Genomic DNA, 25,392 nt, shown 5'->3' on the forward strand with positions numbered 1-25,392 from the left:
AAGAAAAGGTATATTATCCTATGGTTCAGACTTTACATCGTATTGTGTGGTTTGTGGTATTGGTTTTGGTTCAGGTAGAGATATTGAATCATGTACACATCATGGGATATGCAACTCCAATAGTTTTCATTTATTATATTTTAGCTCTTAATTCCGAGATTTCCCGTAAGTCTTTGTTGTTGCAGGCTTTCTTTTTAGGGCTATGTGTGGATATCTTCAGCAATACGCCGGGTATGCATGCGGCTGCAAGCACTTTTTTGGCATTTCTTCGGCGTCCCTTATTGCAGGCACAGATGTTGCGTGAGACTACAGATGATTATGAACCGAGTGTCCGGAGTATGGGGCTTGGGCCTTTCTTGCGTTATGTAACGAGTGCGGTACTTGCATTTGTGGTTGTGGTAAGAGTGATTGATGCTTTTAATTTCTTCCATTTTATTGAATTATTGCTTCGGATTGTGACCGATACGCTGGTGACGGTGGTTTGTATCATGTGTATAGATGTAATAAGGAGGAGGAAATAGTGGACCGGAATTATCAGTTGGTTAAGCGGAAATATGTGATTGGCGGAGCGGTACTGGCGGTGGTTCTTCTTTTTATCATGCGTTTGTTTGCCTTGCAAATCTTGAATGATGATTATAAGAAAAATGCCGATAGCAATGCGTTGCTGAAAAGGGTGCAATATCCTAGCCGGGGAGTTATGTACGACCGAACGGGTAAGTTGTTGGTCTATAATCAGCCTGCATACGACATTACGGTGATTATGAGAGAGATAAATCAACTTGATACTGCCGATTTATGCCGTACTTTGAAACTTACTCCAGAATTTGTAAGACGCCGGTTTCAGGATTTGAAGAACCGTCGTTTGAATCCCGGATATTCACCTTATACACATCAAGTGTTTCTTACCCAGCTTTCTGCTGAAGATTGTGGCGTCTTTCAAGAAAAGATGTTCATGTTTCCTGGTTTTTATATCCAACGCCGTACCATCCGGCAATATAGTTATCATGCGGGTGCTCATATTTTAGGTGATATCTCGGAAGTCTCTAAAGGGGATATCGAAAAGGATGAGTATTATGAACCGGGCGACTTTATCGGAAGCTTAGGTGTGGAACGTTCGTATGAAAAGCAATTGCGGGGCGAGAAAGGCGTAGAAATCTTGTTACGCGATGCGCACGGGCGTATTCAAGGGAATTATATGGACGGGAAGTTTGATAAAGCTCCTGTGCCTGGAAAGAACTTGACATTAAGTCTGGATATTGAGCTTCAGATGTTGGGCGAGCGTTTACTGGAAGGTAAAATCGGAAGTATTGTAGCGATAGAACCTTCTACGGGGGAGGTGTTGTGCTTAGTTTCTTCTCCAACTTATGACCCTAGTATGATGATTGGGCGAAACCGGGGAAAGAATCATCAGATGATGGCACGAGATCCTTGGAAACCTTTGCTGAACCGTGCGATTATGGGAACTTATCCGCCTGGCTCTACATTTAAAACCACACAGGCGCTTACTTATCTGCAAGAAGGAATTATTTCTACAAGTACAATGTATCCTTGTGTGGGCGGGTTTTCTTTCCGAGGACTTCATGTAGGGTGTCACGGGCATCCATCTCCTTTGTCTTTGATTCCGGCGATAGCGACTTCGTGTAACGGTTATTTTTGTTGGGGATTGTATCACATGATTGGAGCACGCCAAAAGTATGGGTCGGTACAAAAGGCGATGAATACGTGGCGCGATTATATGGTTTCGATGGGATTCGGATATACGTTGGGCATTGATTTGCCGGGAGAAAAGCGGGGTATGATACCGAATGCACAGTTCTATGATAAAGCCTATCGAGGCTCATGGAACGGGTTGACTATTATCAGTATTTCAATTGGGCAAGGAGAAGTAACGGCTACTCCTTTACAGATTGCTAATCTAGGTGCTACAATTGCCAATCGGGGATATTTCGTTACACCGCATGTCGTAAAAAAGATAGAAGGTGAGGAACTTGATTCAATTTATCGTACCAAGCGATATACGAAGGTAGACAAAGTGCATTACGAAGAAGTCGTACAAGGTATGCGTGCGGCAGTACTGGGCGGAACGTGCCGGATGGCGAACCTTCCGGATATAGAGGTTTGCGGAAAGACCGGTACGGCACAAAACCACGGAAAAGACCACTCGGCTTTTATGGGCTTCGCTCCGATGAATAATCCGAAGATAGCCATAGCCGTTTATGTGGAAAACGGAGGGTGGGGAGCTACTTACGGAGTTCCTATTGGCAGGTTGATGATAGAGAAATATTTGACAGGAACCTTAACGGAAGCGGACGAGGCATTGGCTTCCGATATTCAACATAGAAGGATTGATTATGGCTTACAAGAAAGATAGTGTATGGAAATCGGTGGACTGGTGGACCGTTGTGCTTTACTTAGTGCTCGTGATTTGCGGTTGGTTCAGCGTGTGCGGAGCAAGCTATGATTATGGCAATCCTGATTTTTTCGATTTAGGCACTCGTGCCGGAAAGCAATTGATGTGGATTGGATGTTCGTTGGTGTTGGGATTTGTCTTGCTGATGCTGGAAGAGCGGTTTTACGATACTTATGCTTACTTGGTTTATGGCGTTTTGCTTTTGTTGCTTTTCGGAACGATTTTCAACCCACATGAAATCAAAGGCTCGCGTTCGTGGATTGTATTAGGTCCAGTCAGTTTGCAACCTGCTGAGTTTGCAAAGTTTGCCACGGCACTTGCACTTGCTAAGTTTATGGGAGAATATACTTATTCTATCGAGCGAGGGCGTGATATGCTGGTTTCTTTAGCTATTATTTTAGTACCTATGGTATTGATTATTTGTCAAAAGGAGACTGGTTCGGCATTGGTGTACCTTGCTTTTTTCTTGGTGCTGTATCGTGAAGGGATGACCGGTTCGATACTTTTTGCGGGGGTATGTTCGATTATTTATTTTATTGTGGGCATCCGTTTCGGAGGTGATATGATGTCGGACGAGCTTACTTCATGGGGTGAGTTTTCTGTATTGGGGTTGATATTGGTCTTTTCGGGCTTGTTGGTCAATTCGTATTGCAAAGGAAGCGGGAAACCGGTCAAATACATTCTTTCTATTGGCTTGGGAGTGACATTCTTGAGTTTGCTTTTTTCACTTTATGTCATTCCATTCAATGTGGCATACGTGCAAGGAGGTTTGTGTGTAGCTTTGGGTATTTATCTGATTTATCAGGCTTTGCACGAGCGTATCCGTAATTATTTTTATATTTTCCTTTTTGCTGTAGGGTCAGTAGGTTTCTTTTTTTCGGCAGATTATGTATTTAATAATGTATTGGAAGCGCATCAGCAAATTCGTATTAAGGTTTTGCTAGGTATGGAGGACGACCCTACGGGATCTGGATATAATGTGAATCAGAGCAAGATTGCGATTGGTTCAGGCGGATTCTTTGGAAAAGGATTCTTAAACGGGACACAGACTAAGTTGAAATATGTGCCCGAACAAGATACCGACTTTATTTTTTGTACCGTGGGCGAGGAGCAGGGTTTTGTGGGAGCATCAGCAGTGATTATTCTTTTTGCTGTATTTATTTGGAGGTTGATTCATTTGGCGGAGCGGCAATCTACGCGCTTTGGACGGGTGTATGGATATAGTGTGTTGAGTATTTTCTTTTTTCATTTATTCGTCAATATCGGCATGGTGCTGGGGCTGACTCCGGTTATTGGCATTCCTTTGCCTTTCTTCAGTTATGGAGGTTCCTCGTTGTGGGGATTTACGATTCTGCTATTTGTCTTTTTGCGCATCGATGCTTCCCGTGAGCGATAAGCGGATACCGGCATCGGTAATGCCTTTTAGGCAAGGAGTTTTCATGAGATGTACCAATTGCAAAAGAGTGTCTGTATAGGCAAGATAGATTGTTCCTGCTGGAGCTTGAAACTGATAAAATGTGCTTGCATTTCCTTCTCCATACCATTTTCCTTCTGTATCAGCAAGTTCTAAATGGATAGTATCATAGGCTGTAGAAGAAGAATGTGGTCGGAGGACAGCTATCCATATATCACGAAAAGCATAGTTTTCAGTATGTCGCAATCCGATTTCCAATTGATAGTAGTGTCCTGCGAGAGTTGAATCGGGGAGTGCAAACGAAAGGGTGTCTTCCCGTTCCCAACCTTGAGATGATACGGTACGGTATTGATGATAGACAGTCGCCTCGTTTTTGCATCCGATTAAAAGAAAAAGCATTGCCGTAATGAAAAAGGATTTGAAATGTCTCATGATTCTTGGCTGTTAAGAGTAGAAGGTGTGCCGAAATAGAAATTGCTTGTCAAAAAGTCATGTCATTCTTTTATTTCGGCACATCCTTATGTTTTATAAGCTTGTTTTTACATTTGCGGTTGTTGGGGCGTTCCTCCTCCTTCTCCTGCATTTTCTTTACCTTTGGGGCGTCGGTTATTCCGGTTCCGATTGTTTCCGTGTCGGTTCCCGTTATTTTCTGTTTTGCCCGAAGGTTGGTTCTGGGCTGTAGCTTTTATTTCCATCGGAAGTTTTTTGGATGCAGGTTGATGGGCAATGGTTGCCGGAAGTTTGGCGTTAGCTTGCTTGGGAGCTTCATTTCCTTTACGTTCCGGGCGTTCGCCTTTATTGTTTTTTGCCTTTTTATTAGGCTGGGCAGAAGCTTGAGGAGTTGCCACATCTCCATTTGCACTGGATTTGGGTTCGATGTTATTTTTAGCTTCCTGATTATTATTCCGGTTTTCCCCTCCTTTTTTCTTCTTTTTCTTATTTTTGCTTTTATCGAAACGAGTCACGCTTTCTTGTTCCAGCAGGTCTTTCGATTTGGGCGAATCGCTGCTTCTTCCATCGGAAAGTTTGGCAGGCTTTTCTCCTTGCTTGTTCATGTTAATGATTTCAAAAGCGCGTCTTGCGGGGATGGTCACTTCATTGGCAAGGAAATTCTTGTCGGTCGAATATGTGATAGTGCCTTCCAGAATATCTGCCTTAAAATAATAATAGGTGGAGTCTGCCGTTTCCAATGTGATTTCCTTGCTGGGCAAACGTTTTTGGCATTCTACATAAGCATCTACTTCGTAGTTGAGGCAACATTTCAACTTGGCGCATTGGCCGGCTAATTTTTGCGGATTGAGCGAAATGTCTTGATAACGTGCAGCACTGGTAGATACTGACACGAAATTGGTCATCCATGTAGCACAACACAATTCACGTCCGCATGGTCCGATACCGCCAATGCGTCCGGCTTCCTGGCGTGCTCCGATTTGTTTCATTTCGATGCGGACACGGAATACTTCTGCCAATACTTTTATCAGTTGGCGGAAATCCACGCGCTCGTCGGCAATGTAGTAGAAGATAGCTTTGTTTCCGTCTCCTTGGTATTCTACGTCACCGATTTTCATTTGCAAACCCAGTTGCAGAGCAATTTGTCGTGAACGTATCATTGTGTCGTGTTCACGGCTTTTAGCTTCACGGTATTTCTCCATATCCACAGCTTTGGCTTTCCGGTACACGCGCCGGATTTCGGCATCGGGCTTGATATTGGCTTTGCGCATTTGCAAAGGAACCAGCCGTCCGGTAAGTGTTACGATGCCGATGTCGTGTCCTGGACTGGCTTCTACCGCTACGATGTCTCCTTTTTCCAGCTTTAGGTGATTGCTGTTCTTGTAATATCCTTTGCGGGTGTTCTTGAACTGCACTTCTACCATATCTTCTGTTTCGGCATTGCCCGGCACATCTGCCAGCCAATCATAGGTGTTCAGCTTGTTATCTTGTTTTCCGCAGCCCTCACAACAAAGGGAGCCGCTTCCGTTTTTTAGTATAAATTTATTCTCCATATATGTATTCAGTTCTTTCGTTTGCTTTCATTTTTTAACTAACAGCACAATAATTTTCAGCACAAAGTCGAAGAATACGAATTTAGGGTTTGCGTTTTGCTCGATATGCCGGGCAGCTTCTTGCAATTCCTCGTTGATGCCTATAACATTGCGTTCATTAATGAACGGAGCAAACCGTGTGGCGAATTGCTTTTCTTCGCGTGCCATGTAGTTCATTTCCGGATAATGGAAATTATAAATGAAATTCTCACGCACCATGTGTTCGCAATAGTTCAAGAAATTCTTCTGGCGTTCGCGTCCCATGCCTGCGACTTGTTCGCTCCATGCTTTCAACTCTTTTAGTTTCCGTGCGTATGCCAAGCGCATGAGGGAGGTAAACAGGTCGAAATACATCCGGTGTTCTTCGCCTAGATGTATATTTTCAATAGCAGTGATAACGCTTCCTTTCGAAAGGTGGGCTATTTCGTTGCTATCTTCTGGCGAGAGCATATAGCGAGTGGCAAGCATAGAGGCGATGTCCGCTTCGTGCAGGGGAGGAAGATGAAACCGTTGCATACGGCTTGTTAGGGTGGGCATCAATGTGTCAGGCGCTTCACTTACCAGCAGGAATACTGTTTGAGCAGGAGGCTCTTCCAAAAGCTTGAGCAACTTGTTTCCACATTCGGCGTTCATCTTTTCCGGAAGCCAGACAATCATGATTTTATATCCTCCGCGGGATGATTTCAGCGAAAGGGCACGCTGGATTTCATCGCTTTCACTCACGAATATTTGGGCTTGCTGGTTTTCTGTACCCATGCGTGCCAACCATTCGGGAAGCGTAAAGTAAGGCGTGTCCAGCAGTTGTTGCCTCCATTCGTTCAGAAAGTCAGCCGAAACCGTATCGCGCCCGCTTTTGCGCTTGATGACGGGGAAAGCGAAATGCACATCGGGGTGGGCGTATTTATTCATCATTTGGCATGAAGGACACTTGCCGCACGCATCTTCTTCACCAGGGTTTTCGCACGTCAAGTATCTTGCCAATGCCAATGCCAGGGGGAGTTTTCCACATCCCGAAGGTCCGCAAAAAAGCATAGCATGAGGCACGCGCCTTTCGTGTACGAGGGTCAGAAGGTGCTGCTTTGCTTCGTTTTGCCCTATGATGTCCTTCATATACATGTCAATAGATAGCTTTAGCTACACGGCTTACGCTTTGTGCCGCTCCTACGGTATAAAAATGAATGCTGGGTACGCCATGTGACATCAGTTCGCGGCATTGGTTGACACACCATTCCACACCTACTTCGGCGGCTTCGGCATCGGTTTTACACTTCATGGCTTCTGAAACCAGTTCTTGGGGCAAGTCAACTTTGAAAGTTTTCGGTATCACCGAGAGTTGTGAAAGCTTGCCAAAAGGCTTGATGCCGGGGATAATAGGTACATTAATGCCTTCCGAGCGGAGGCGGTCTACGAAGGTAAAATATTTTTGGTTGTCATAGAAGAGTTGGGTTACAGCATATTGTGCTCCCTTTTCTATCTTTTTCTTCAGCCAATAAATATCCTGTTCTATATTAGGGGATTCTTCGTGCTTTTCAGGATAGCATGCAACACCGTACCCGAAAGGATGTACCGGTTGTTTGATAGGCGAACCGTCCACGAAAATACCTTGATTAAAGTCGTTTATCTGCTCTTCCAGTTCGATAGCATGGCTGTATCCGCCTTCTTCGGGGGTAAAGACAGACTGGTGTTTCGCCTTATCGCCACGGAGCACCAGCAGGTCAGTGATGCCCAAGAATTGCAGGTCGAGCAACATATATTCGATGTCTTCGCGCGTGAATCCACTACACAATACGTGGGGCACTACGGGGATGCCGTATTTGTTTTGAATAGCAGCGGCTACGGCTACTGTTCCCGGACGGCGGCGGATGCGTTTCCGTTCAAACAGTCCGTTTCCCAGTTCGGTATAAACATATTCGCTCCGGTGGGTGGTGATGTTGATGTATTTCGGGTCAAATTCGCGGAGGAGATCGATGGTTTCATATACTTTTTCGATGCCCGTCCCCTTTAGTGGAGGAAGGATTTCAAATGAAAAAGCGGTTTTCTCCGACGATTTGATTAATTCAATTACTTTCATTTCTTTTTTCTCTGTTATCGTGTTTTGTAGTCATGAGGTCGCTCATGCTATTTCTGGGGTATCGTTATTTATTCTGCTAAGGTACGGAAAATTTTTGAATTATGCAATATCTTGATGCAACGTCCAATCTGTTAACAGATATTCACACCATCCGTTTTGAATCCATTGCCGTATGAAAAGGATGCATTATCTTTATCGTATGATTTCTTACAAGCCATAGGGATGTTAAGGGGATAAAGCTTTGTAAGTGTATTCTTATAATACGGGTGTAAGCAAATGGGCAAACCAGCCTACGAAGCGTTTCCACGGAGTGCGGTCGCGATATACGTCTTTGGTCATTACGGTGCTGTTTTGCTTGTCTTGGGCAAATATAGTAGCTAGTTGGTCGGTGATGGGTAAATCAAATAGAAAAGCATTCAACTCATAATCGTAGCGTAGGCTTCGGCTGTTTAGGTTGGTGCTTCCTACGGTGCAGAAACGGTCATCTATCATCATGACTTTCGAGTGGTGGAAGCCTCCGTTGTAGATATAGATGCGTGCGCCTTTTTTGCGTAATTTGTTGGCAAAGTAAAAACCGGCATCGGGAGTGAATGAGATGTCCGATTTTCCCGGAATCATGATTTCCACTTTTACACCTCGTTCTAGTGCCCGTTCGATAGCCCGGCGGATGCTGACGGTAGGTACAAAGTAGGGGTTGATGATTTGTATTTTGTGTTCGGCGGCATCAATAGCGGCAATGTAAGCACGGCGCATGGCTTTGGGGCTTACTTTGGGGACGCGCTGCACAATAGCCACTTGTCCACCAGAATGGGCAGGAAGGGCTTCTAGTGAATCTTTTCCGTAAGGGAAGTATGCTTTCCCGCTGATGTGTTGCTTGGTTTCTTTGTCCCACATGATTAGAAAAGCGCGTTGCAATTCTTCGCTGGCGGGTCCTTTGATGCAAAGGTGCATGTCGCGCCACGGACCGATTTTGGGTAGTCCGTTGATGTAATAGTCGGCGATGTTCATTCCGCCTGTATAGCTGGTTATTCCGTCTATGACTACGATTTTCTGGTGGTCGCGGCTTGCTACGTGGTTAACGTATGGGAACGTTATTGGGTCGAACGTTACGATTTCGATGCCTTCATTTCTTAGTTTTTCAAGGTGGCGTTTCCGTAAAGGGCGGTTGTTCGACATGTTGCCGAAAGCATCGAACATGGCACGTACTTCGACTCCTTCATCGACTTTTTGAGCAAGCAGGTCGAACAAAGCGTTTGCAATTGAATCGTTTCGGAAATTGAAATATTCTAAATGTACATGATGCTTTGCTTTTCTGATTTCAGAGAAAAGGTGCGTGAATTTCTCTTTTCCGCTGGGTAGCAATGTCAACTTGTTGTTATTGATAATCGAAATATGTTGACTTTGCAGGTAACGGGCGAAAACAGAGTCTGAAGGAATCCAGCGTTCCGATGTTTGTGCCTGAATATTCAGGCTTTCCAGCAAAAAGAAAAATATGAGAAGGCAATAGCCTGTCAACTTATGGTTCAGTTTTGTCATGTAAGTTTATTTTGGTTGCAAAAATAATCAAAATAGCGTAATTTGTGTATGGGGGAGGGTAAAAAAAGAGGATGCTCCTGAAAGAACATCCTCTATAAATCTTAAAATAGACGATTGAATCGATTATCCTTGGTGGATTGCTTCAGAAGGACATACATCTGCGCAAGTACCGCATTCTGTACACATATCCGGGTTGATAGAATATTTGTCACCTTCAGAAATTGCGCCAACCGGGCATTCATCGATACAAGTACCGCAAGCGATACAATCGTCACTAATTACGTAAGCCATTGTTGTAAAAGTTAAAGTTATTATTAGTACTAATTTTGATATTGCAAAGGTAAGGTTTTTATGTTAAGTTGTAACGTCTACATAGCAATATTTGCATAATTTGTACATAGTCTAAATAGGTTCATGGCTTTATTGATTGATACATTGCTTGTTGCATACGTGGACGTATATCCAGCTTCATCAGGTTTTTATGGTCGAACGCACGTGGATAGATGCGGTTGCTCAAGAATACGAATACCAATCCGTTATCGGGGTCTGCCCATGCGCATGTCCCTGTAAAGCCGGTATGTCCGAACACGCTTCGAGGCGCTTCGCGGGCACAAGGGCTTTTAGATGTGTCATCGGCATCCGGTTTATCGAATCCTAATCCTCGCCGGCTGATATTCGATTGCATATTCAAGAACAAATCACAAGTGGCACGTGTCAAGTACCGGCGGTCTCCGCACACTCCTTTATCTAATAGCATTTGGAAAATAATGCCGACATCATGAGCCGTAGAGAAAAGCCCGGCATTGCCCGAAACGCCTCCCATAAAAGCGGCTATCTCATCGTGTACGAAGCCTTGTACCCGCCCTTTGCGTAAGAAATCTTCTTCTACCGTTGGCACAATTTGCTCTTTCGGGAAATGCCGTAAAGGATTATAAGCCGTATGCATCAGCCCCATGGGTTTATAAAACACGCTATCCAAGTAAACATCCATAGGCATCTGAGCCAATTCTTCTATCATTGCTTCCAAGAGCATGAAGTTCAAGCAACTATACCGATAAGAATGTCCCTTTAAAGGAACTTCCGCCAATTGCTTCCGCATCTCTTCCCGAAAGCCGCCATTCAGATACAGGCTATCCGATAACGGAAGATTATATTTAGCCGAAGGAGTGCCAGAAACCCATTCCGCATTGTAAGCGAAATCGGTGCAAGCATACAAATGTTCGTCCACTTGCAATTGATGATGTTTGTCTTTCCGTTTCCGGAACAATCCCCCTTTGCAAGTCTTCTTGTCGATAGCTTCTTCATAGAAGGGCCAATAAGCGGGCAATCCCGACTCATGAAACAACAAGTCTTGTATGGTAATGTCTTCCTTATCCGTATCTTTCAGCCAAGGCAAAAACTTGCTTATCGGGTCAGTAAGCCCGAACTTGCCTTCATCATACAATTTCATTACGGCAAGTAAGGTTCCGGTCGCCTTGCTTAGCGAAGCTAAATCGTACAAGCTATTCTCCTTTATTTCGGGAGAGCCAGCATCATACGTATATCTTCCGAAACATTTATTATAAACGGGATACCCTTCTTTTAGAATCAAGACGTGACATCCCGGGTATGCCTGTGCTGCAATGCCTTCTTCGGCTATCGAGTCGATGCGTGCCAATGTGCGTGAGTCCATTCCGAAGTCTTCGGGAGTATACAAATGCGGATGATCCGGATCAATCACAATGCCTGTACCTGCCGGGCATAAGCCGGCAATACCTACCGATGCTTTGCCCGTGACTTTGGCTTTGCCCGTCATAACATCGGCTACATACCGTTGAATATAGTCTTCATTCGTATGGGCAAGGACAATAGCGGAAACTTTTTGAAGCTCTTGTGCCATATCCGCCAATACATCTTGAGATTGGAAACACACGATAGCCAAGGGCTTATCTTCAGCAAATTCTTGAATCAAAGGAAGATAAGCCTTACAATCCTTCTGATGCAGGGCTACGATGATTTGTTGTGCCGTACGGAGCCGCTCGCGGATAAATGCCAAAGAATCAACTTTTGCATGAATCCAGCTAACCGATGCGGATGCTTTCAATTCCTTATAGAACGGATAAGCTTCGGTCAGTGTCGGAGAAATGCTAAGCAAGACATTACCAGACAAAGAGAGTTCCAAAGGAAGCATTTCGATGGAATCCTTTAATACCGTTACCGCAGCCTTGTTCAATGTTGCCAATAAACGTTCCGTTTCGGACGTGGAAATCCGTTGGGCAATCCCATTCTCATTTACCGAAGGACGTTCTTTCAATCCAAGCGCATATTTATAAGTCAGCACTTTCCGGCATTTTTCCGTTATCGCGTCTTCACTTAGCAATCCTTTCTTGACGGCATTCAATACCCCCGACATTTCCCGTTTCAAACTACGTGGAGCCAGCACCATGTCGTTTCCGGCTATCAAGGCTTGTGCACATACATGTTCGGCATGACGTATGCCCTTCATTTCGAGCGCATCGGTAAAGACCAATCCGGAGAATCCGAATTCGTTACGTAAAATCGAAGTGATGACTTCGGGAGAGATGGAAGCCGGTTTGTCCTCTATTTCCGGCACTTGCAGATGTCCTACCATCATCCCTCCGATGCCCGCTTCTATCGCTTCACGGAAGGGATATAATTCGATAGAGTCCAAACGCGCACGGTCGAAATTCAATACCGGAGTAGATACATGAGAATCGGTTTCCGTATCGCCATGTCCCGGAAAATGCTTGCATACGGCTAAAATGCCTCCGTCTTCCAGCCCGCGGGCGTATGCTATTACTTTCCGAGCCACTTCTTTCGGATTGCTTCCGAAAGAGCGGATATTTATCACCGGATTGTCCGGATTATTGTCGATATCTGCCACGGGAGCGAAGTTGACTTGTGCTCCGATTTCGTGCAATTGGCGTGCCACTTCCCTTCCGTACCGATAGATTAACGAATCATCTTCAATGCATCCCAATATCCGGTTCTTCGGAAAGTCGGGAGTGCCCGCCAAGCGCATCGCCAAGCCCCATTCGCCATCGAACGTGATAAGCAAAGGCACTTTGCTCCATTGTTGCGCCAAGTTAGTCAGCTTCACTTGGTCTTCTGTTCTCCCTTTCGAGAAAAGAAGTCCGCCCAGTCCGTATTCTTCAATGGCTTTTTGGATATTCGTCTTGTTCCGTTGCATCAAGCTCGGCTCGACGGTATGAATGAATAACTGGCCTATCTTTTGTTTTAAGGTCATAGTTGCCAATTGACTTTCTACCCATTTCCGGCAATCTGCCGTATCCTTTATCTGGCTGAATATAGCGGTTTGCGCGAACATCGAAACCGATATAAGCATTGTGACGCATAGAATGATTGTCTTTTTCATGGCTTAATCTTTCGTCAAATGCAATACCATTTTCCCAACAAACGCGGCGTGTTTGCCCATCTGCTGGAGAGGGATTTCTTCCCCGTCCAGATTCTTGTAATACTTAGGCGCATTGAAATAAGAATGCGAATGGCCGCCCAATACCACATCGATATTGCGCGTATTTTCTATCAATTCCACATCGGAATAAGGCTCTCCTTGCCAGCCTAAATGGGACAGGCAAATGACCAAGTCGCACTTCTCTTGCGTCTTCAGCAGGTCGGCAATCCGTTGTGCTTCAGATACCGGGTCTTCAAACTTCACGTCTCCATACGACTCTTTAGCCACCAGCCCTTCCAGTTGCGCCCCTAATCCGAATACGCCAATCTTTATCCCGTCTCTGTTTAGCACGGTATATTCTTTTACCAAACCTTCCAATACAGTGCCAGCGACATCGTAATTGGCACAAACGATAGGAAATTCCGCTAACTTACACAAGCGTGCTAAATTATCCAAGCCGAAATCGAATTCATGATTTCCGATAGTGCCGGTATCATAGCGCATTTCGTTCATTAACTTGATTTCCACTTCCCCCTTGAATATATTATAATAAGGTGTACCCTGCGAGAAATCTCCGCAATCGAACAACAACAGGTCGGGATGCAATTCGCGTTGCTGGCGGATGAACGTAGCCCGTCGTATCATTCCGGCTTTCCCAGCCAACAACGTGTCTTGATATTCTTCCGGGAAAGGCTCTATCCGGCTATGCATGTCGTTGGTATGGAACAAATGCAATTCTTTCGTTGATTGGGCGGCTATAATTCCCGAAACCAGGCATAGCCATAAGATGAAATAGATTCTTTTCATATCCGATTCCTCCCTTTATCGTTCTACAATACGCCCTTCCGTTTGGGCGTCAACCGCTTTCCCTTTCGCTTCACACCGCTTTACGTATTCGATAAACAAGTCACGCAAAGTGGCATTTTCAGGCTCAATCTTAGCCGTAGCACGTTTGAATGCTTCCAGACGGTCATTCCCCTCTGCCAGATAATCAATCGTAGCTATCTGGTATTCTTTTTCCGGCTCAATGTTTTTGCCGCCTACTTTAGCATCCAGCAGCTCTCCTTCTTCCGAGATAATCAGCTTGGCTCCGCTTATTCCTTCGCCATGGACAGCAGCCATTTGGGAAAACAATTCCAGCAAATCGCTTCCTTTCAAAGCTACAATAGCCAGTTTATTCTCAAAAGGAGTGATTTCATACACCGACTCAATTGTTATTTCTCCCTCGTTCAGCAGATTCCGGATGCCTCCCATGTTCATCACTCCGACATCTGCCTTAATGCCTGCTTTCTCTTGGGCACTTATCCGCAAAATATCGGCAAGCAGGTTTGATAAAGGAGACTCCGGACGATATGCTTCCAGTTTCCGTCCTGCATGTCCGATGACCGGCTTCATGATGCTGTCCACTTGCGCCTGGTAAGGTTGCAAAAGACGCCATGCCTTCATGTCCTGGTCTGTATCATATCTATTGGTCATCGGTATCCGTTCGCCTTCTACCGATGCTAAAGAATAGCCTGAACGACATGCCGATAAGGCAAGCATTCCGGCACATACGCTATATAAAATCGTTTTCTTCATGTTCATGTTTGATAAAATCCGTTCAAAGGTAGGTAAAAAAGCCCATGATGCCAAGATTTTAATCAAAATAAAGAGCAAAGGCTTTGCTATGTCACGAAAAATCACTTACTTTGCACCGCTTCCGCGCAATCGCTGTCAAGAAGAGTTACTTGGTATGTTGCGTTGGGTACGATCAAACAATTTAATTTCAAAAAAAACAATGGATTTAATTAAAATTGCAGAAGAAGCATTTGCTACTGGCAAACAGCATCCTTCATTCAAAGCAGGTGATACGATTACAGTAGCATACCGTATCGTTGAAGGTAACAAAGAACGTGTTCAGATGTACCGTGGTGTAGTGATTAAAATCTGCGGACATGGCGAAAAGAAACGTTTCACTGTACGTAAGATGTCTGGAACTGTAGGTGTAGAACGTATCTTCCCCTTGGAATCTCCGGCTATCGACAGCATTACCGTAAACAAAATTGGTAAAGTACGCCGTGCTAAATTGTACTACTTGCGTAAACTTACCGGTAAGAAAGCTAGAATTCAGGAAAAGCGTGCTAACTAATACTGATTCTATTATTTCCTTACATAAAGAAACCGGCTCTCTATGCAGTGCCGGTTTTTTTATTCCCTTCAACCTGTCAACGCAGACAATAGGGAAGCGTCAGGCATATAGTTGCGTTTCCAAACCAATACGGCTGCTACACCGGTACGATTACTAATCGTATCGCGTGACGATTACTAATCGTATTGGCGAAGCGGCTAAATTCATTATAAACAGGGGATAGATGTGTTGAACTTTAAATCAGATAGATTATGATAAAATACAGTTTAGTGATGCGTGGCAAACCGGGCAAACCGGAAGAACCGAAACAGGTTTTCGCCTCGGCGCAAAGTATCAAGAAAATGTCGCTGGAAGAGGTGGCAAAGTACATCAAACAACACGGTTGTGCGTATAATGTAGGCGATTTTTTAGCCATGACCGACATGCTTGCACAAGCTACGGCAGACCTGCTGAAGGAGGGGTATCGTATAGATTTGGGTGAATTGGGTGAATTTTATGTCACATTGGGTTGCGAAGGTGCGGAAAGCAGGGACGACTTTAATCCGGACAAGCACATCAAGGAATTGCGGGTGCATTGGACTCCCGGCGAAACCTTTAAAGACCTCCGTCAAGGTGCCACATTCGAAGAAAATTTAGACCGCCGCACGGAACTCAAATTATTGCGGGCGGAACGCAAGGGGGAGGCTGCATTGGAGTTGGAATAAATTACAAAATTTGTATTTTTGCAAATGAAGTAAAATAACTCAAATAAAGTTGTGATAAATGTTTATATGGGATAGAATAAAAAAAATCAGAAACGCCGGAGGTGTAGATAATACCATCGACAGAAATGCTGCGCCTGTTCCATACTGTGTACCGCATTACGCCGTGGTAGATGTGGAGGTTGGTTTTAAAGACCATAAAATTCATGACATCGGAGCACTCCGTGACGATGGTGCTGTTTTTCATAAGACTTCAAAGCCGGAACTATTTGAGTTTTTTAAGAATGTAAATTATATCTGCGGTCACAACATCATTCATCATGATGCCAATTATTTATTTGCTAATGACACTTGTCGTTGGAAGTTAGTCGACACGCTTTACATTTCACCTTTGTTGTTTCCAGAACGTCCTTACCATAGACTTGTGAAAGACGATAAGTTGGTAAGCGATCAAATGAACAATCCGGTGAATGATTGTGAAAAAGCCAGAGATTTGTTGCAAGACGAGATAGTGTGTTGGCGTGCGTTACCGGATGAAAAGCGAAAGGTATTTGCTTCCTTACTGAGAGGTAAGAAAGAGTTCGAAGGTTTCTTTGATATGATGGGAGCGGAACGCTTTGATAAAGGATTGGCAAAACAAATAAGGGACTTTTACGAGAAGAAAATCTGCTGGCATGCCGACATCGAAATGTTGATTGAGCGATATCCATGTGAGTTAGCATACGCATTGGCTTTAGTTGACACAACCGATTATCGTTCCATAACTCCTGCATGGGTGCTTCGTAATTATCCTGAAACAGAGTATGTTGTAAAACTTCTTCGTCATACTCGTTGTGGTCAAGGGTGTGTTTATTGCAATACCCAATTGGATGTGCATTATCATTTAAAAGCCTTTTTCGGGTATGACCGATTCCGTACCTACGAAGGCGAGCCGCTTCAAGAACAAGCTGCACAAGCAGCGGTAGACGGGAAATCGTTGCTGGCTATATTTCCTACAGGAGGAGGAAAGTCGCTTACTTTCCAGTTGCCTGCGCTTATGGAAGGACATACCGTACATGGACTTACTGTTGTAATATCTCCTTTGCAATCACTAATGAAGGACCAAGTAGATAATCTTGCAGATAAAGGTATTGCGGATGCAGTGACCATTAATGGATTGCTGGATCCGATTACAAGGGCATTGTCAATAGAAAGGGTGCAAAACGGAGAAGCGTCCCTTTTGTATATAGCTCCTGAAATGCTTCGGTCTAAGACTATTGAAAAAATCCTGTTGGCGCGTCATGTCGTTCGGTTTGTGATTGATGAAGCTCATTGTTTTTCTTCATGGGGGCAGGATTTTAGGGTTGATTATCTTTACATTGGTAAATTCATTCGGGAATATCAGCAAAAGAAAAGATGTAAACGTCCGATACCTGTATCTTGTTTTACCGCTACAGCAAAACAAAAAGTGATACAAGACATCTGTGATTATTTTAAACAGATTTTAGATATAGATTTAGAATTGTTTGCTTCAGCGGCTTCGAGGACAAACTTACGTTATTCTGTCATACATACCGAAACGGATGATGATAAATATTTGAAATTGAGAGCACTTGTAGCTGAATTCGATTGTCCGACAATTGTTTATGTTTCGCGTACCAAACGAACAAAAGAACTGGCTGGCAAATTGACTCGTGACGGTTATAAGGCATTGCCTTTCAATGGAAAAATGGATGCCGATGAGAAAATCTCCAACCAAGATGCTTTTATGAATGATCAGGTGCGTATCATCGTTGCGACATCGGCTTTTGGTATGGGAGTCGATAAAAAAGATGTAGGCCTTGTAGTGCATTATGACATATCCGATTCGTTGGAAAATTATGTACAAGAAGCGGGAAGAGCTGGTCGTGACCCCAATCTTAGTGCCCGTTGTTATGTGCTTTATAGTGATAACGATTTGGATAAGCATTTTATTTTATTGAATCAAACTAAGTTAAGTATCAGCGAAATACAACAAGTATGGAAAGCTGTAAAAGATTTGACCATACAGCGTAAGCGGGTCTATTGTTCGGCTTTGGAAATTGCGCGTCAAGCAGGATGGGATGATTCGGTGTCTGATATAGAAACACGTGTACGGATTGCTTTAGCGACATTGGAACAAAGCGGATATTTGATAAGAGGCAATAATGTTCCACATGTCTATGCTACAGGCATTACGGTAAAGAATGTGGATGAAGCGAGAATGCGCTTGTCGGCTTCTGTTTTATTTGATAAAGATGAAATTGAAAATGCTGTACGGATTATCAAATCTTTGATTTCCCAAAAACACATAGTCAAGGCTCAAGATGCAGAGGCAGAGTCGCGGATTGATTATTTAGCTGATATATTAGGACTTAATAAAGGTGAAGTTATATCTGTTGTGGAACGGATGCGCCAAGAAGGCATATTAGCTGATAGCAAAGACATCTCTGCTTATTTGATGGATACAGGGGATTCGGAACGGAAGTCACGGATACTTCTTGACCGTTTTGTCAAACTTGAACAATATATTCTTCATCGTATATCTGACGGACCATTACGGATATCTTGTAAGCAATTGAATGATGATGCTGTGAACAATGGCATCCAGACATCCCGTGAAAAAGACATTCGGACATTGCTGTATTTTCTTGTCGTTAAAGGATATATCCGCAAAAAAGAAGATGCAGCACACAATATGGAAATTGTTAGTCTAGTAAATTCGGATTCTGTTATAAAGCGTTTTGAAAAGCGATTGGAAATATGCCGTTTTACTGTGGAATGGTTGTATAAAGCAATTAATGGAACGACAAAAGAAAATAAACCGGATGAGGCTGTCCAATTTTCCATAGTAGAGCTTTTCAATCAAATCAAAGCTAATCCGCAATCACTTTTCAGCGGCTTGAACGATTTGCAATTAGAAGATGTAGAAGAAGCACTTTTATATTTGTCGAAAATCGGTGCGCTCAAACTTGAAGTCGGATTTTTAGTCCTTTATAATGCAATGGATATCCAGCGTATAAAAGACAACAAATCAAGGTATAAACAGGATGATTATCGAATGCTTAACGAATTTTACAAGCAGAAGATTCAACAAGTGCACATTGTGGGTGAATACGCCAATCTGATGGTAAAGGATTATAATGCGGCGTTGCAATATGTTCAAGACTATTTCCAAATGGATTACAAGAAGTTCATCGCAAAATACTTTAAAGGAGAAAGGGTAAGTGAGATACAGCGCAATTTGACACCTAAGAAATATAAGCAATTATTCGGGGAATTGTCTAAACGCCAGATGGAAATTATTTCAGACAAGGAATCGCGTTGTATCGTAGTAGCAGCTGGTCCAGGGAGTGGAAAAACACGTGTACTGGTTCATAAACTAGCTTCTCTCCTTCTGCTGGAAGATGTAAAACATGAACAACTATTAATGTTGACATTCTCAAGAGCTGCTGCTACTGAATTTAAACAACGGCTAATGGCATTGATTGGCAACGCTGCACATTTTGTTGAAATAAATACCTTTCATTCTTATTGTTTTGACCTTTTGGGACGGATTGGGAATCTTGAAGAGGTTAAAAATGTTGTTGCGAATGCAGCTGAAAGAATAAATCGAGGAGAGGTAGAGCCTAATAAAATAGGCAAAACGGTATTGGTTATTGACGAGGCTCAGGATATGAGCGCAGAAGAATATGCATTAGTCAAAGCACTTATGGCTAATAATGAAGAAATGCGTGTGATAGCGGTGGGCGATGATGACCAGAATATTTATGAATTCCGTGGTTCTGATTCAGCGTATATGTATCAACTGGCACAAGCACCCGAAAGCCGGTTTATAGAGATGATAGAGAATTATCGTAGTGCACGTCATCCCGTAGATTTTGCTAATGGATTCGTAAAAAATATCGGTAAAAGAATGAAAACCAACCCTATCCGATCTATGAGGAAAGAAGCTGGATGGGTTGAAGTGATACGGCATAATTCTGTGTATATGTATCAGCCGCTTGTTGAAGAATTACTCCGTTATCGAGAGAAAGGCACTTCTTGTGTACTTACTCAAACCAATGAAGAGGCTGTTATTATAATGGCTCTTTTGAGGAAATGTGGTGTCAACACTAAGTTAATACAATCATTGGATGGATTCCGCTTTTGGAATTTGGCTGAAATGAGATATTTCTTAAAATATATAGACCAAAATACGGATACGCCTCTGATTCCGGAAAATGTATGGGAACAAGCAAAACATACAACCTTTTCTATATATGATAGAAGTCAAAGTTTAGTATATGTGAAGCGTTGTGTGGAACAATTCGAGAAAACCTATAAAATAAAGTACATCAGTGATTTTAAGGAGTTTGTGTTTGAATCATCGATAGAAGATTTCTGTGATATATCAGGAACAGATGTGGTGGTATCGACCATTCACAAAGCTAAAGGGAAGGAATTTGATGACGTATATATGCTTATAGCAGATAATTATCAAAAAAATGCATCTTTAATGCGTCGCTATTACGTGGGGATAACACGTGCAAAAAACCGGTTATTCATACATACAAATGGGGAATGTTTTAATCATTTGAATTTCGACCAGTATGTTGTCGATTCTAAGCAGTATGCAATGCCTGGAGAGATTGTACTGCAACTTTCTCATAGAGACGTTTATTTAGAATACTTTAAGAAATACAAACGTGAGATTTTGGCATTAAGGGGAGGAGATGCTTTAATTTATAAAGATTTTGTGTTGTATGATGTCCCGACTCACAAACCAATAGCAAAGTTGTCTTTAAATATGCAGCAAACATTATCAGGCTGGAAAGAAAAAGGCTACGAAGTGAAATCAGCATCTGTCCGCTTTGTTGTAGCATGGAAACCTAAAGATGCTCCAAAGGAAGAACCGGAAACAGCTGTCTTATTGGCAGATTTACTTCTTTCCTTATAGCATAACACAAATAATATGCTACTCCTAAATAGCTTATCGTCCTTATTGTAATTTTTATGTGAGCCTGGAGATACAAAAAAGAGACTGTCTCAAAATGAGAATTGCCTATTAAAAAGTAATGTCTAAGGGAGCGTAGCGAAGAATCTCGTGTACATCAGCTTGTGTATTCGAGATCCTTCACGGCGTTCAGGATGACAAAATGAAAGTTTATTTCAATTTTGAGACAGCCTCTTTATTTTTTTTATCCAAATGATATCCCCATTCATCAAGGGCGAAGCTCCAATGCTTTTCTACCAGCTCTACCGTTTCGGGTTTATACTGGTACTTGTTTTTCTTATACCCTTTTTTCTTATTGACGTAGGCTTCGATAGCAGGACGTGCCTCTTCAAATCCGGGCAGAGAAAGTTTTTGATAGATTTCTTGGGTTAGGTCGAACGCGTTCTTTTCGTAATCCTCAAAGCGTACTTCCACCAGATTGCCTTCAGGGATGAAATGCTTGTCTGCCTCGTATTTATGATAAAGCTTGGCATAAACCGAAAGGATGTTTTCCTGAAGCTCTTCGGGGGTGATGTTTTGTAGCTGGAGAGGCTTGATGGTATTGGTGAAGAAACTCCGCGTAGATTCGAATACCGTGTAAGGGTTACGCATCAGGTAAATGAACTTGGCGTTGGGGAACATCTTTACCAATTCTTTCACACGTCCCGTATGCGGCGGGTTCTTGCTCAAGAACTGAGTGCCGTTCGTATTCCAAAGCGAAATCTTGATGAGCTTGGTAAATGTTTCTTCGAATACTTTCAGTTCGGCATCCGTAATGTCCTCGAACAGCAGATACTTGTCGGCATATTCTTGGGTATGTTTGGGCAGGAACCAGAAGTTATAATACGTATAAGGCATCATGTTGGTGAGGGCGAACTCTTCCTCCTGAGGCAAGTCTACGGCAAGCTCCATATTATCGGTAGGACGCTTGTCGGGCATCAGCCAACTCATGTTTTTCTTAAAGAAAGGTTGCCCCCACATCATCAGGTGCGGGAATACAGTCTGGTACGTGGTGTTATATCCGAAATGCTTATCACACGAAAAGACATTGTGCATGAAGGTGGTTCCGCTTCGCCAATGTCCGAGGATGAACACCGGGTCGTGCTCCAAAGGTTTGGATGCCAAGAACTTTTCATACTTCTTGTCCTGCAAGGGTTTCAGTACGGAAAGCAAGCGGCATACGGCTTTGGTCAAGCGATATTTGCCGCGGTAATTCGGGTCAATCGCCCGTCCGCGCATTATTTCGTTGAATGTTTTCCAATCGGCTCCCACCAACGTGTTCACCGGCAATTTGCTGAATTCTAATAAGCCCATAATTCAATTGACAATGGACAATTGACAATGGACAATTGACAATCATCATACGGCATGGCTAATTGTCAATTGTCAATTATCAATTGTCAATTAATACTTAATTTCTATTGCATATCCGCGCCGTTCCAGTTCTTTTACCACGGTTTCTATCGCTTCATAATGTTCGGGAGCGATGCCCAACTTAGGCAAGTCGAGCACGGGGATTTCCATCGTGGTATGCATGTCCTTGTCTTCCACCCGGTTGATAATCATGCCTGCGGCACTGGTGTTGTTCGTAATCGGGTCGATGAGGATAAATGCTCCGGTAGCTTTGTTTTGAGTATAAGGATCGAAGAACAATTCTTTCGATGAAGTGAGCACCACGTGAGCGATTTGGTTCAGTTCCAAAGGCACTTCTTCCTTGTGGAGCTTTCCGTTTTCTACGCTCAGGTGTTCCATCGTGTTGACATCCACCTTATATTGGATGCTATCGATGCGGGTACGGCTCGTATTGGTGGTTTGCTTCAGGAAGAATGATTTTTCCATGTCCATCTTTTCTTCGTCCATCCATACTAACATCGCCTCGAAGTTGCGCCCTACCATCGGCACATTATCGGGATGTACCAACATCTCGCCACGCGACACGTCTATCTCGTCTTCCAAGGTCAGGGTGACGGACATGGGCGGATAAGCATATTCGCATTCCCCGTCGGGCGAGTAAATGGCTTTCACATGCGTTTTCTTTCCCGAAGGAAGCGCCATTACTTCGTCTCCTTTACGTACGACACCCGAAGCCACTTTGGATGAGAATCCGCGGAAGTCAAGGTTGGGACGGAGCACGTATTGCACGGGATAGCGGAAATCGGTCAGGTTATGGTCGTTCCCGATATGCACGGTTTCGAGGAATTCCAGCAAGGAAGGTCCTTCGTACCACGGGGTGCGTGCGGATTTTTCCACTACATTGTCTCCGTCTAATGCAGAGAGAGGGATGCAAGTCACATCGGGTACACCTAATGGGGTGATGAATGCCTTATAATCGGCTACAATCTTATCGAACACTTCTTTCGAGAAGTCCACCAAGTCCATTTTATTGACCGCTAAGACCACATGCTTGATGCCCAATAAAGAAACCAAGTACGAATGGCGGCGGGTTTGGGTAATGACTCCCGCACGGGCATCCACAAGGATAACCGCTAAGTTTGCAGTAGACCCGCCCGTAATCATGTTGCGGGTGTATTGTTCGTGTCCCGGAGTGTCGGCAATAATGAATTTGCGGTGGTTGGTAGAGAAGTACCGGTATGCCACATCAATGGTAATGCCCTGTTCGCGTTCGGCTTTCAATCCGTCGAGCAAGAGGGCATAATCGATATGTTCGCCCGCATTGCCCACACGCTTACTATCGCGTTCAAGCGCATCCAACTGGTCTTCATAAATCTTCTTGCTATCGAAAAGCAAACGTCCGATAAGGGTCGATTTGCCATCGTCTACCGAACCTGCGGTAAGAAAACGCAATAAGTCTTTCTCTTCGTCCTTTTTCAGAAACTCTTCAATGGACATCCGGCCTCTTTCTTCGCCTTCCATCGGGTTTCCTGATTTGGTTTTATCTATTTCTTCCATCTTTCTTCAGTTAATAGTTAACAATTAATAGTTAATAACGGTGTCGAGATAACATCGTTATTAATTATTCACTATTCATTATTCACTTAGAAGTATCCTTCCCGCTTCTTTTCTTCCATGCTGGCTTCTTGGTCGAAGTCGATGACACGGGTCGTACGCTCGCTCTTGGTGGTGGTCATCATTTCTTCCACGATTTTTTCGATGGTATCAGCCTCGCTCTCGATAGCACCGGTCAAGGGCCAGCATCCCAACGTACGGAAACGGATTTTTTTCATCTCTATCTTGTCGCGGTATTTTTCGGGCAAGCGGTCATCATCGGGCATGATAAGTTGGCCGTCGATATTGACCGTAGGACGCATTTTAGCAAAATAAAGCGGCACGATAGGGATTTTTTCCAAACGGATATATTGCCATACGTCCAGTTCGGTCCAGTTGCTCAAGGGAAACACTCGGATGCTCTCGCCCTTGCGGATGCGGGTGTTGTAGATGTCCCACAATTCCGGGCGTTGGTTCTTCGGGTCCCATTGGTGGAACTCGTTACGGAAAGAGAAAATACGCTCTTTGGCACGCGATTTCTCTTCATCGCGGCGTGCGCCTCCGAAAGCTGCATCAAATTTGTATTTATCAAGCGCATGGAGCAGGGCTTGAGTCTTCATCAGGTCTGTATGCACTTTGCTTCCGTGGGTGAAGGGACCCACTCCGGCACGGAATGCTTCCATGTTGCTTTCTACAATCAGTTTCCATCCGTGTTCCTTGGCATACGTATCGCGGAACTGAAGCATTTCCTTGAATTTCCATTTCGAATCAATGTGCATCAAAGGGAAAGGCGGTCTTCCCGGGGCGAATGCTTTTTCAGCAAGCCGCACCATTACGGACGAGTCTTTTCCGATGCTATAGAGCATCACCGGATTTTCAAATTCGGCTGCCACCTCGCGGATGATATGGATAGATTCCGCTTCCAGCTCTTTTAAGTGGCTCAAATTGTATGTTTCTTCCATAAGTTATATGTTATGATTTAATTTTAACGCAGAGGCGCAAAAGCGCAAAGTTTTTTATTTTTTGAGAAAGGCAAAGAACCCAGAGAAGTTAAGTCTCAGCAAGGTTTTGCGGACTTTGCTTTTCTCTTAATTATATTTCTCTGCGTTTTTGCGTCTCTGCGTTTTAATCTAAATTCTTTTCACTTTCGGCAATATCAATTCCAATAACCGGTTTACGGACTCTTCCAGCGAGAGCTTTGATGTGTCGAGCGAAAGTGCCGGATGTTCGGGAGCTTCGAAAGGAGCGGAGATACCCGTAAACTCCTTGATTTCGCCCCGGCGTGCCTTGGCATACAAGCCTTTCACGTCCCGGCGTTCGCATTCTTCTATCGGGGTGCTGACATACACTTCCACAAAGTCATCTTTGCCGATGATGCGTGATGCCATTTCGCGCAACTCGTTATTCGGGCTAATAAAGGCGGCTATGGTAATGATGCCCGTATCTACGAATAGTTTGCCCACCTCGGCTATGCGGCGGATATTCTCTACACGGTCTTCGGGCGAGAAACCCAAGTTATTATTAATGCCGCTCCGGATGTTGTCTCCGTCCAGGATGCGGCAAAGCAAACCGCGCTTTTGCAATTCGCGCTCCAGTGCAATGGCAATGGTGCTCTTGCCCGAACCGCTCAGCCCGGTAAACCATACCATCAACCCGCGTTGTCCTAACAAGGCTTCCTTATCGGCACGGGTCAGCATTTTGTCAAATATCGGATAAATGTTATTCATTTGCTATATTATTTAAAAACGCAGATTAAC

19 protein-coding genes are annotated in these 25,392 nt (G+C 43.9%); 6 read left to right on the forward strand and 13 right to left on the reverse strand.

What is annotated here, in order from left to right; translation table 11 throughout:
- The first annotated feature begins 20 nt into the window (after positions 1-20).
- The 3 genes from mreD to rodA are packed head-to-tail and all read left to right on the forward strand — an operon-like array spanning position 21 to position 3,806.
- Positions 21-521, forward strand: a complete 501-nt coding sequence (mreD, locus tag B5F91_RS11205; protein ID WP_087429177.1) for a rod shape-determining protein MreD — start codon at positions 21-23, stop codon at positions 519-521.
- Positions 521-2,371 (forward strand): penicillin-binding protein 2, encoded by a 1,851-nt coding sequence (mrdA, locus tag B5F91_RS11210; RefSeq protein WP_087429178.1) that lies wholly within the window; start codon positions 521-523, stop codon positions 2,369-2,371. Before mreD ends, mrdA begins: the two co-directional genes overlap by 1 nt.
- Positions 2,352-3,806, forward strand: coding sequence for a rod shape-determining protein RodA (gene rodA, locus B5F91_RS11215; protein WP_087429179.1), 1,455 nt, complete (start codon positions 2,352-2,354; stop codon positions 3,804-3,806). Before mrdA ends, rodA begins: the two co-directional genes overlap by 20 nt.
- On the opposite strand, the gene B5F91_RS11220 is transcribed toward rodA, so the two are convergent.
- The 9 genes from B5F91_RS11220 to B5F91_RS11260 form a co-directional block, all read right to left on the reverse strand.
- On the reverse strand, positions 3,765-4,256 hold the full coding sequence (locus B5F91_RS11220) for a gliding motility lipoprotein GldH (RefSeq protein WP_087429180.1): 492 nt from the start codon (positions 4,254-4,256) through the stop codon (positions 3,765-3,767). The genes rodA and B5F91_RS11220 overlap by 42 nt on opposite strands.
- 107 nt (positions 4,257-4,363) lie before the next feature.
- On the reverse strand, positions 4,364-5,827 hold the full coding sequence (gene ricT / locus B5F91_RS11225; RefSeq protein WP_087429181.1) for a regulatory iron-sulfur-containing complex subunit RicT: 1,464 nt from the start codon (positions 5,825-5,827) through the stop codon (positions 4,364-4,366).
- A 27-nt stretch (positions 5,828-5,854) separates the two neighbouring features.
- Positions 5,855-6,982 (reverse strand): DNA polymerase III subunit delta, encoded by a 1,128-nt coding sequence (locus tag B5F91_RS11230; RefSeq protein ID WP_087429182.1) that lies wholly within the window; start codon positions 6,980-6,982, stop codon positions 5,855-5,857.
- A gap of 1 nt (position 6,983) precedes the next feature.
- Positions 6,984-7,937 carry a methylenetetrahydrofolate reductase [NAD(P)H] gene (gene metF / locus B5F91_RS11235; RefSeq protein ID WP_087429183.1) on the reverse strand — a complete coding sequence of 318 codons (954 nt, stop codon included), beginning with the start codon at positions 7,935-7,937 and terminating at the stop codon, positions 6,984-6,986.
- A 255-nt stretch (positions 7,938-8,192) separates the two neighbouring features.
- Entirely contained in the window at positions 8,193-9,473 is a 1,281-nt protein-coding gene (gene cls / locus B5F91_RS11240) for a cardiolipin synthase (RefSeq protein ID WP_087429184.1), read from the reverse strand.
- A gap of 123 nt (positions 9,474-9,596) precedes the next feature.
- Positions 9,597-9,764, reverse strand: coding sequence for a 4Fe-4S binding protein (locus tag B5F91_RS11245; RefSeq protein WP_013618916.1), 168 nt, complete (start codon positions 9,762-9,764; stop codon positions 9,597-9,599).
- Positions 9,765-9,885: 121 nt separating this feature from the next.
- Complete coding sequence (locus B5F91_RS11250; protein ID WP_087429185.1) at positions 9,886-12,849, reverse strand: glycoside hydrolase family 3 N-terminal domain-containing protein; 2,964 nt, start codon at positions 12,847-12,849, stop codon at positions 9,886-9,888.
- A 3-nt stretch (positions 12,850-12,852) separates the two neighbouring features.
- Complete coding sequence (locus tag B5F91_RS11255; protein WP_087429186.1) at positions 12,853-13,695, reverse strand: metallophosphatase; 843 nt, start codon at positions 13,693-13,695, stop codon at positions 12,853-12,855.
- A gap of 15 nt (positions 13,696-13,710) precedes the next feature.
- Entirely contained in the window at positions 13,711-14,466 is a 756-nt protein-coding gene (locus B5F91_RS11260; protein WP_087429200.1) for a 5'-nucleotidase C-terminal domain-containing protein, read from the reverse strand.
- A gap of 199 nt (positions 14,467-14,665) precedes the next feature.
- Here B5F91_RS11260 and rplS point away from each other — a divergent pair, with 199 nt between their 5' ends.
- The 3 genes from rplS (at position 14,666) to B5F91_RS11275 (ending at position 20,653) form a co-directional block, all read left to right on the forward strand.
- Positions 14,666-15,016, forward strand: coding sequence for a 50S ribosomal protein L19 (gene rplS, locus B5F91_RS11265; RefSeq protein WP_087429201.1), 351 nt, complete (start codon positions 14,666-14,668; stop codon positions 15,014-15,016).
- Positions 15,017-15,267: 251 nt separating this feature from the next.
- On the forward strand, positions 15,268-15,720 hold the full coding sequence (locus B5F91_RS11270) for a hypothetical protein (protein WP_087429187.1): 453 nt from the start codon (positions 15,268-15,270) through the stop codon (positions 15,718-15,720).
- A 58-nt stretch (positions 15,721-15,778) separates the two neighbouring features.
- Positions 15,779-20,653: a RecQ family ATP-dependent DNA helicase gene (locus B5F91_RS11275; RefSeq protein WP_087429188.1), complete on the forward strand. Its 4,875-nt coding sequence runs from the start codon at positions 15,779-15,781 to the stop codon at positions 20,651-20,653.
- Between the two features lie 207 nt (positions 20,654-20,860).
- Here B5F91_RS11275 and B5F91_RS11280 read toward each other — a convergent pair whose 3' ends face one another.
- The 4 genes from B5F91_RS11280 to cysC all read right to left on the reverse strand — a co-directional run bounded on the left by B5F91_RS11280 (position 20,861) and on the right by cysC (position 25,362).
- Positions 20,861-22,003 carry a sulfotransferase gene (locus B5F91_RS11280; protein WP_087429189.1) on the reverse strand — a complete coding sequence of 381 codons (1,143 nt, stop codon included), beginning with the start codon at positions 22,001-22,003 and terminating at the stop codon, positions 20,861-20,863.
- Between the two features lie 90 nt (positions 22,004-22,093).
- Positions 22,094-23,599: a sulfate adenylyltransferase subunit CysN gene (gene cysN / locus B5F91_RS11285; RefSeq protein WP_087429190.1), complete on the reverse strand. Its 1,506-nt coding sequence runs from the start codon at positions 23,597-23,599 to the stop codon at positions 22,094-22,096.
- A gap of 86 nt (positions 23,600-23,685) precedes the next feature.
- Positions 23,686-24,597, reverse strand: a complete 912-nt coding sequence (cysD, locus tag B5F91_RS11290; RefSeq protein WP_087429191.1) for a sulfate adenylyltransferase subunit CysD — start codon at positions 24,595-24,597, stop codon at positions 23,686-23,688.
- Positions 24,598-24,765: 168 nt separating this feature from the next.
- Positions 24,766-25,362: an adenylyl-sulfate kinase gene (cysC, locus tag B5F91_RS11295; RefSeq protein ID WP_087429192.1), complete on the reverse strand. Its 597-nt coding sequence runs from the start codon at positions 25,360-25,362 to the stop codon at positions 24,766-24,768.
- Positions 25,363-25,392: the final 30 nt, after the last annotated feature.

Source organism: Bacteroides sp. An322, from assembly GCF_002161765.1.
GTDB lineage: Bacteria > Bacteroidota > Bacteroidia > Bacteroidales > Bacteroidaceae > Phocaeicola > Phocaeicola merdavium.

Coding starts and splice junctions, on each gene's coding strand:
- B5F91_RS11270 (WP_087429187.1), top strand. CDS start 15,268: ATGATAAAATACAGTTTAGTGATGCGTGGCAAACCGGGCAAACCGGAA.
- B5F91_RS11250 (WP_087429185.1), bottom strand. CDS start 12,849: ATGAAAAAGACAATCATTCTATGCGTCACAATGCTTATATCGGTTTCG.
- rodA (WP_087429179.1), top strand. CDS start 2,352: ATGGCTTACAAGAAAGATAGTGTATGGAAATCGGTGGACTGGTGGACC.
- mreD (WP_087429177.1), top strand. CDS start 21: ATGGTTCAGACTTTACATCGTATTGTGTGGTTTGTGGTATTGGTTTTG.
- B5F91_RS11280 (WP_087429189.1), bottom strand. CDS start 22,003: ATGGGCTTATTAGAATTCAGCAAATTGCCGGTGAACACGTTGGTGGGA.
- B5F91_RS11230 (WP_087429182.1), bottom strand. CDS start 6,982: ATGTATATGAAGGACATCATAGGGCAAAACGAAGCAAAGCAGCACCTT.
- B5F91_RS11220 (WP_087429180.1), bottom strand. CDS start 4,256: ATGAGACATTTCAAATCCTTTTTCATTACGGCAATGCTTTTTCTTTTA.
- B5F91_RS11260 (WP_087429200.1), bottom strand. CDS start 14,466: ATGAAGAAAACGATTTTATATAGCGTATGTGCCGGAATGCTTGCCTTA.
- cls (WP_087429184.1), bottom strand. CDS start 9,473: ATGACAAAACTGAACCATAAGTTGACAGGCTATTGCCTTCTCATATTT.
- cysC (WP_087429192.1), bottom strand. CDS start 25,362: ATGAATAACATTTATCCGATATTTGACAAAATGCTGACCCGTGCCGAT.
- metF (WP_087429183.1), bottom strand. CDS start 7,937: ATGAAAGTAATTGAATTAATCAAATCGTCGGAGAAAACCGCTTTTTCA.
- ricT (WP_087429181.1), bottom strand. CDS start 5,827: ATGGAGAATAAATTTATACTAAAAAACGGAAGCGGCTCCCTTTGTTGT.
- cysD (WP_087429191.1), bottom strand. CDS start 24,597: ATGGAAGAAACATACAATTTGAGCCACTTAAAAGAGCTGGAAGCGGAA.
- B5F91_RS11255 (WP_087429186.1), bottom strand. CDS start 13,695: ATGAAAAGAATCTATTTCATCTTATGGCTATGCCTGGTTTCGGGAATT.
- rplS (WP_087429201.1), top strand. CDS start 14,666: ATGGATTTAATTAAAATTGCAGAAGAAGCATTTGCTACTGGCAAACAG.
- B5F91_RS11275 (WP_087429188.1), top strand. CDS start 15,779: ATGTTTATATGGGATAGAATAAAAAAAATCAGAAACGCCGGAGGTGTA.
- cysN (WP_087429190.1), bottom strand. CDS start 23,599: ATGGAAGAAATAGATAAAACCAAATCAGGAAACCCGATGGAAGGCGAA.
- B5F91_RS11245 (WP_013618916.1), bottom strand. CDS start 9,764: ATGGCTTACGTAATTAGTGACGATTGTATCGCTTGCGGTACTTGTATC.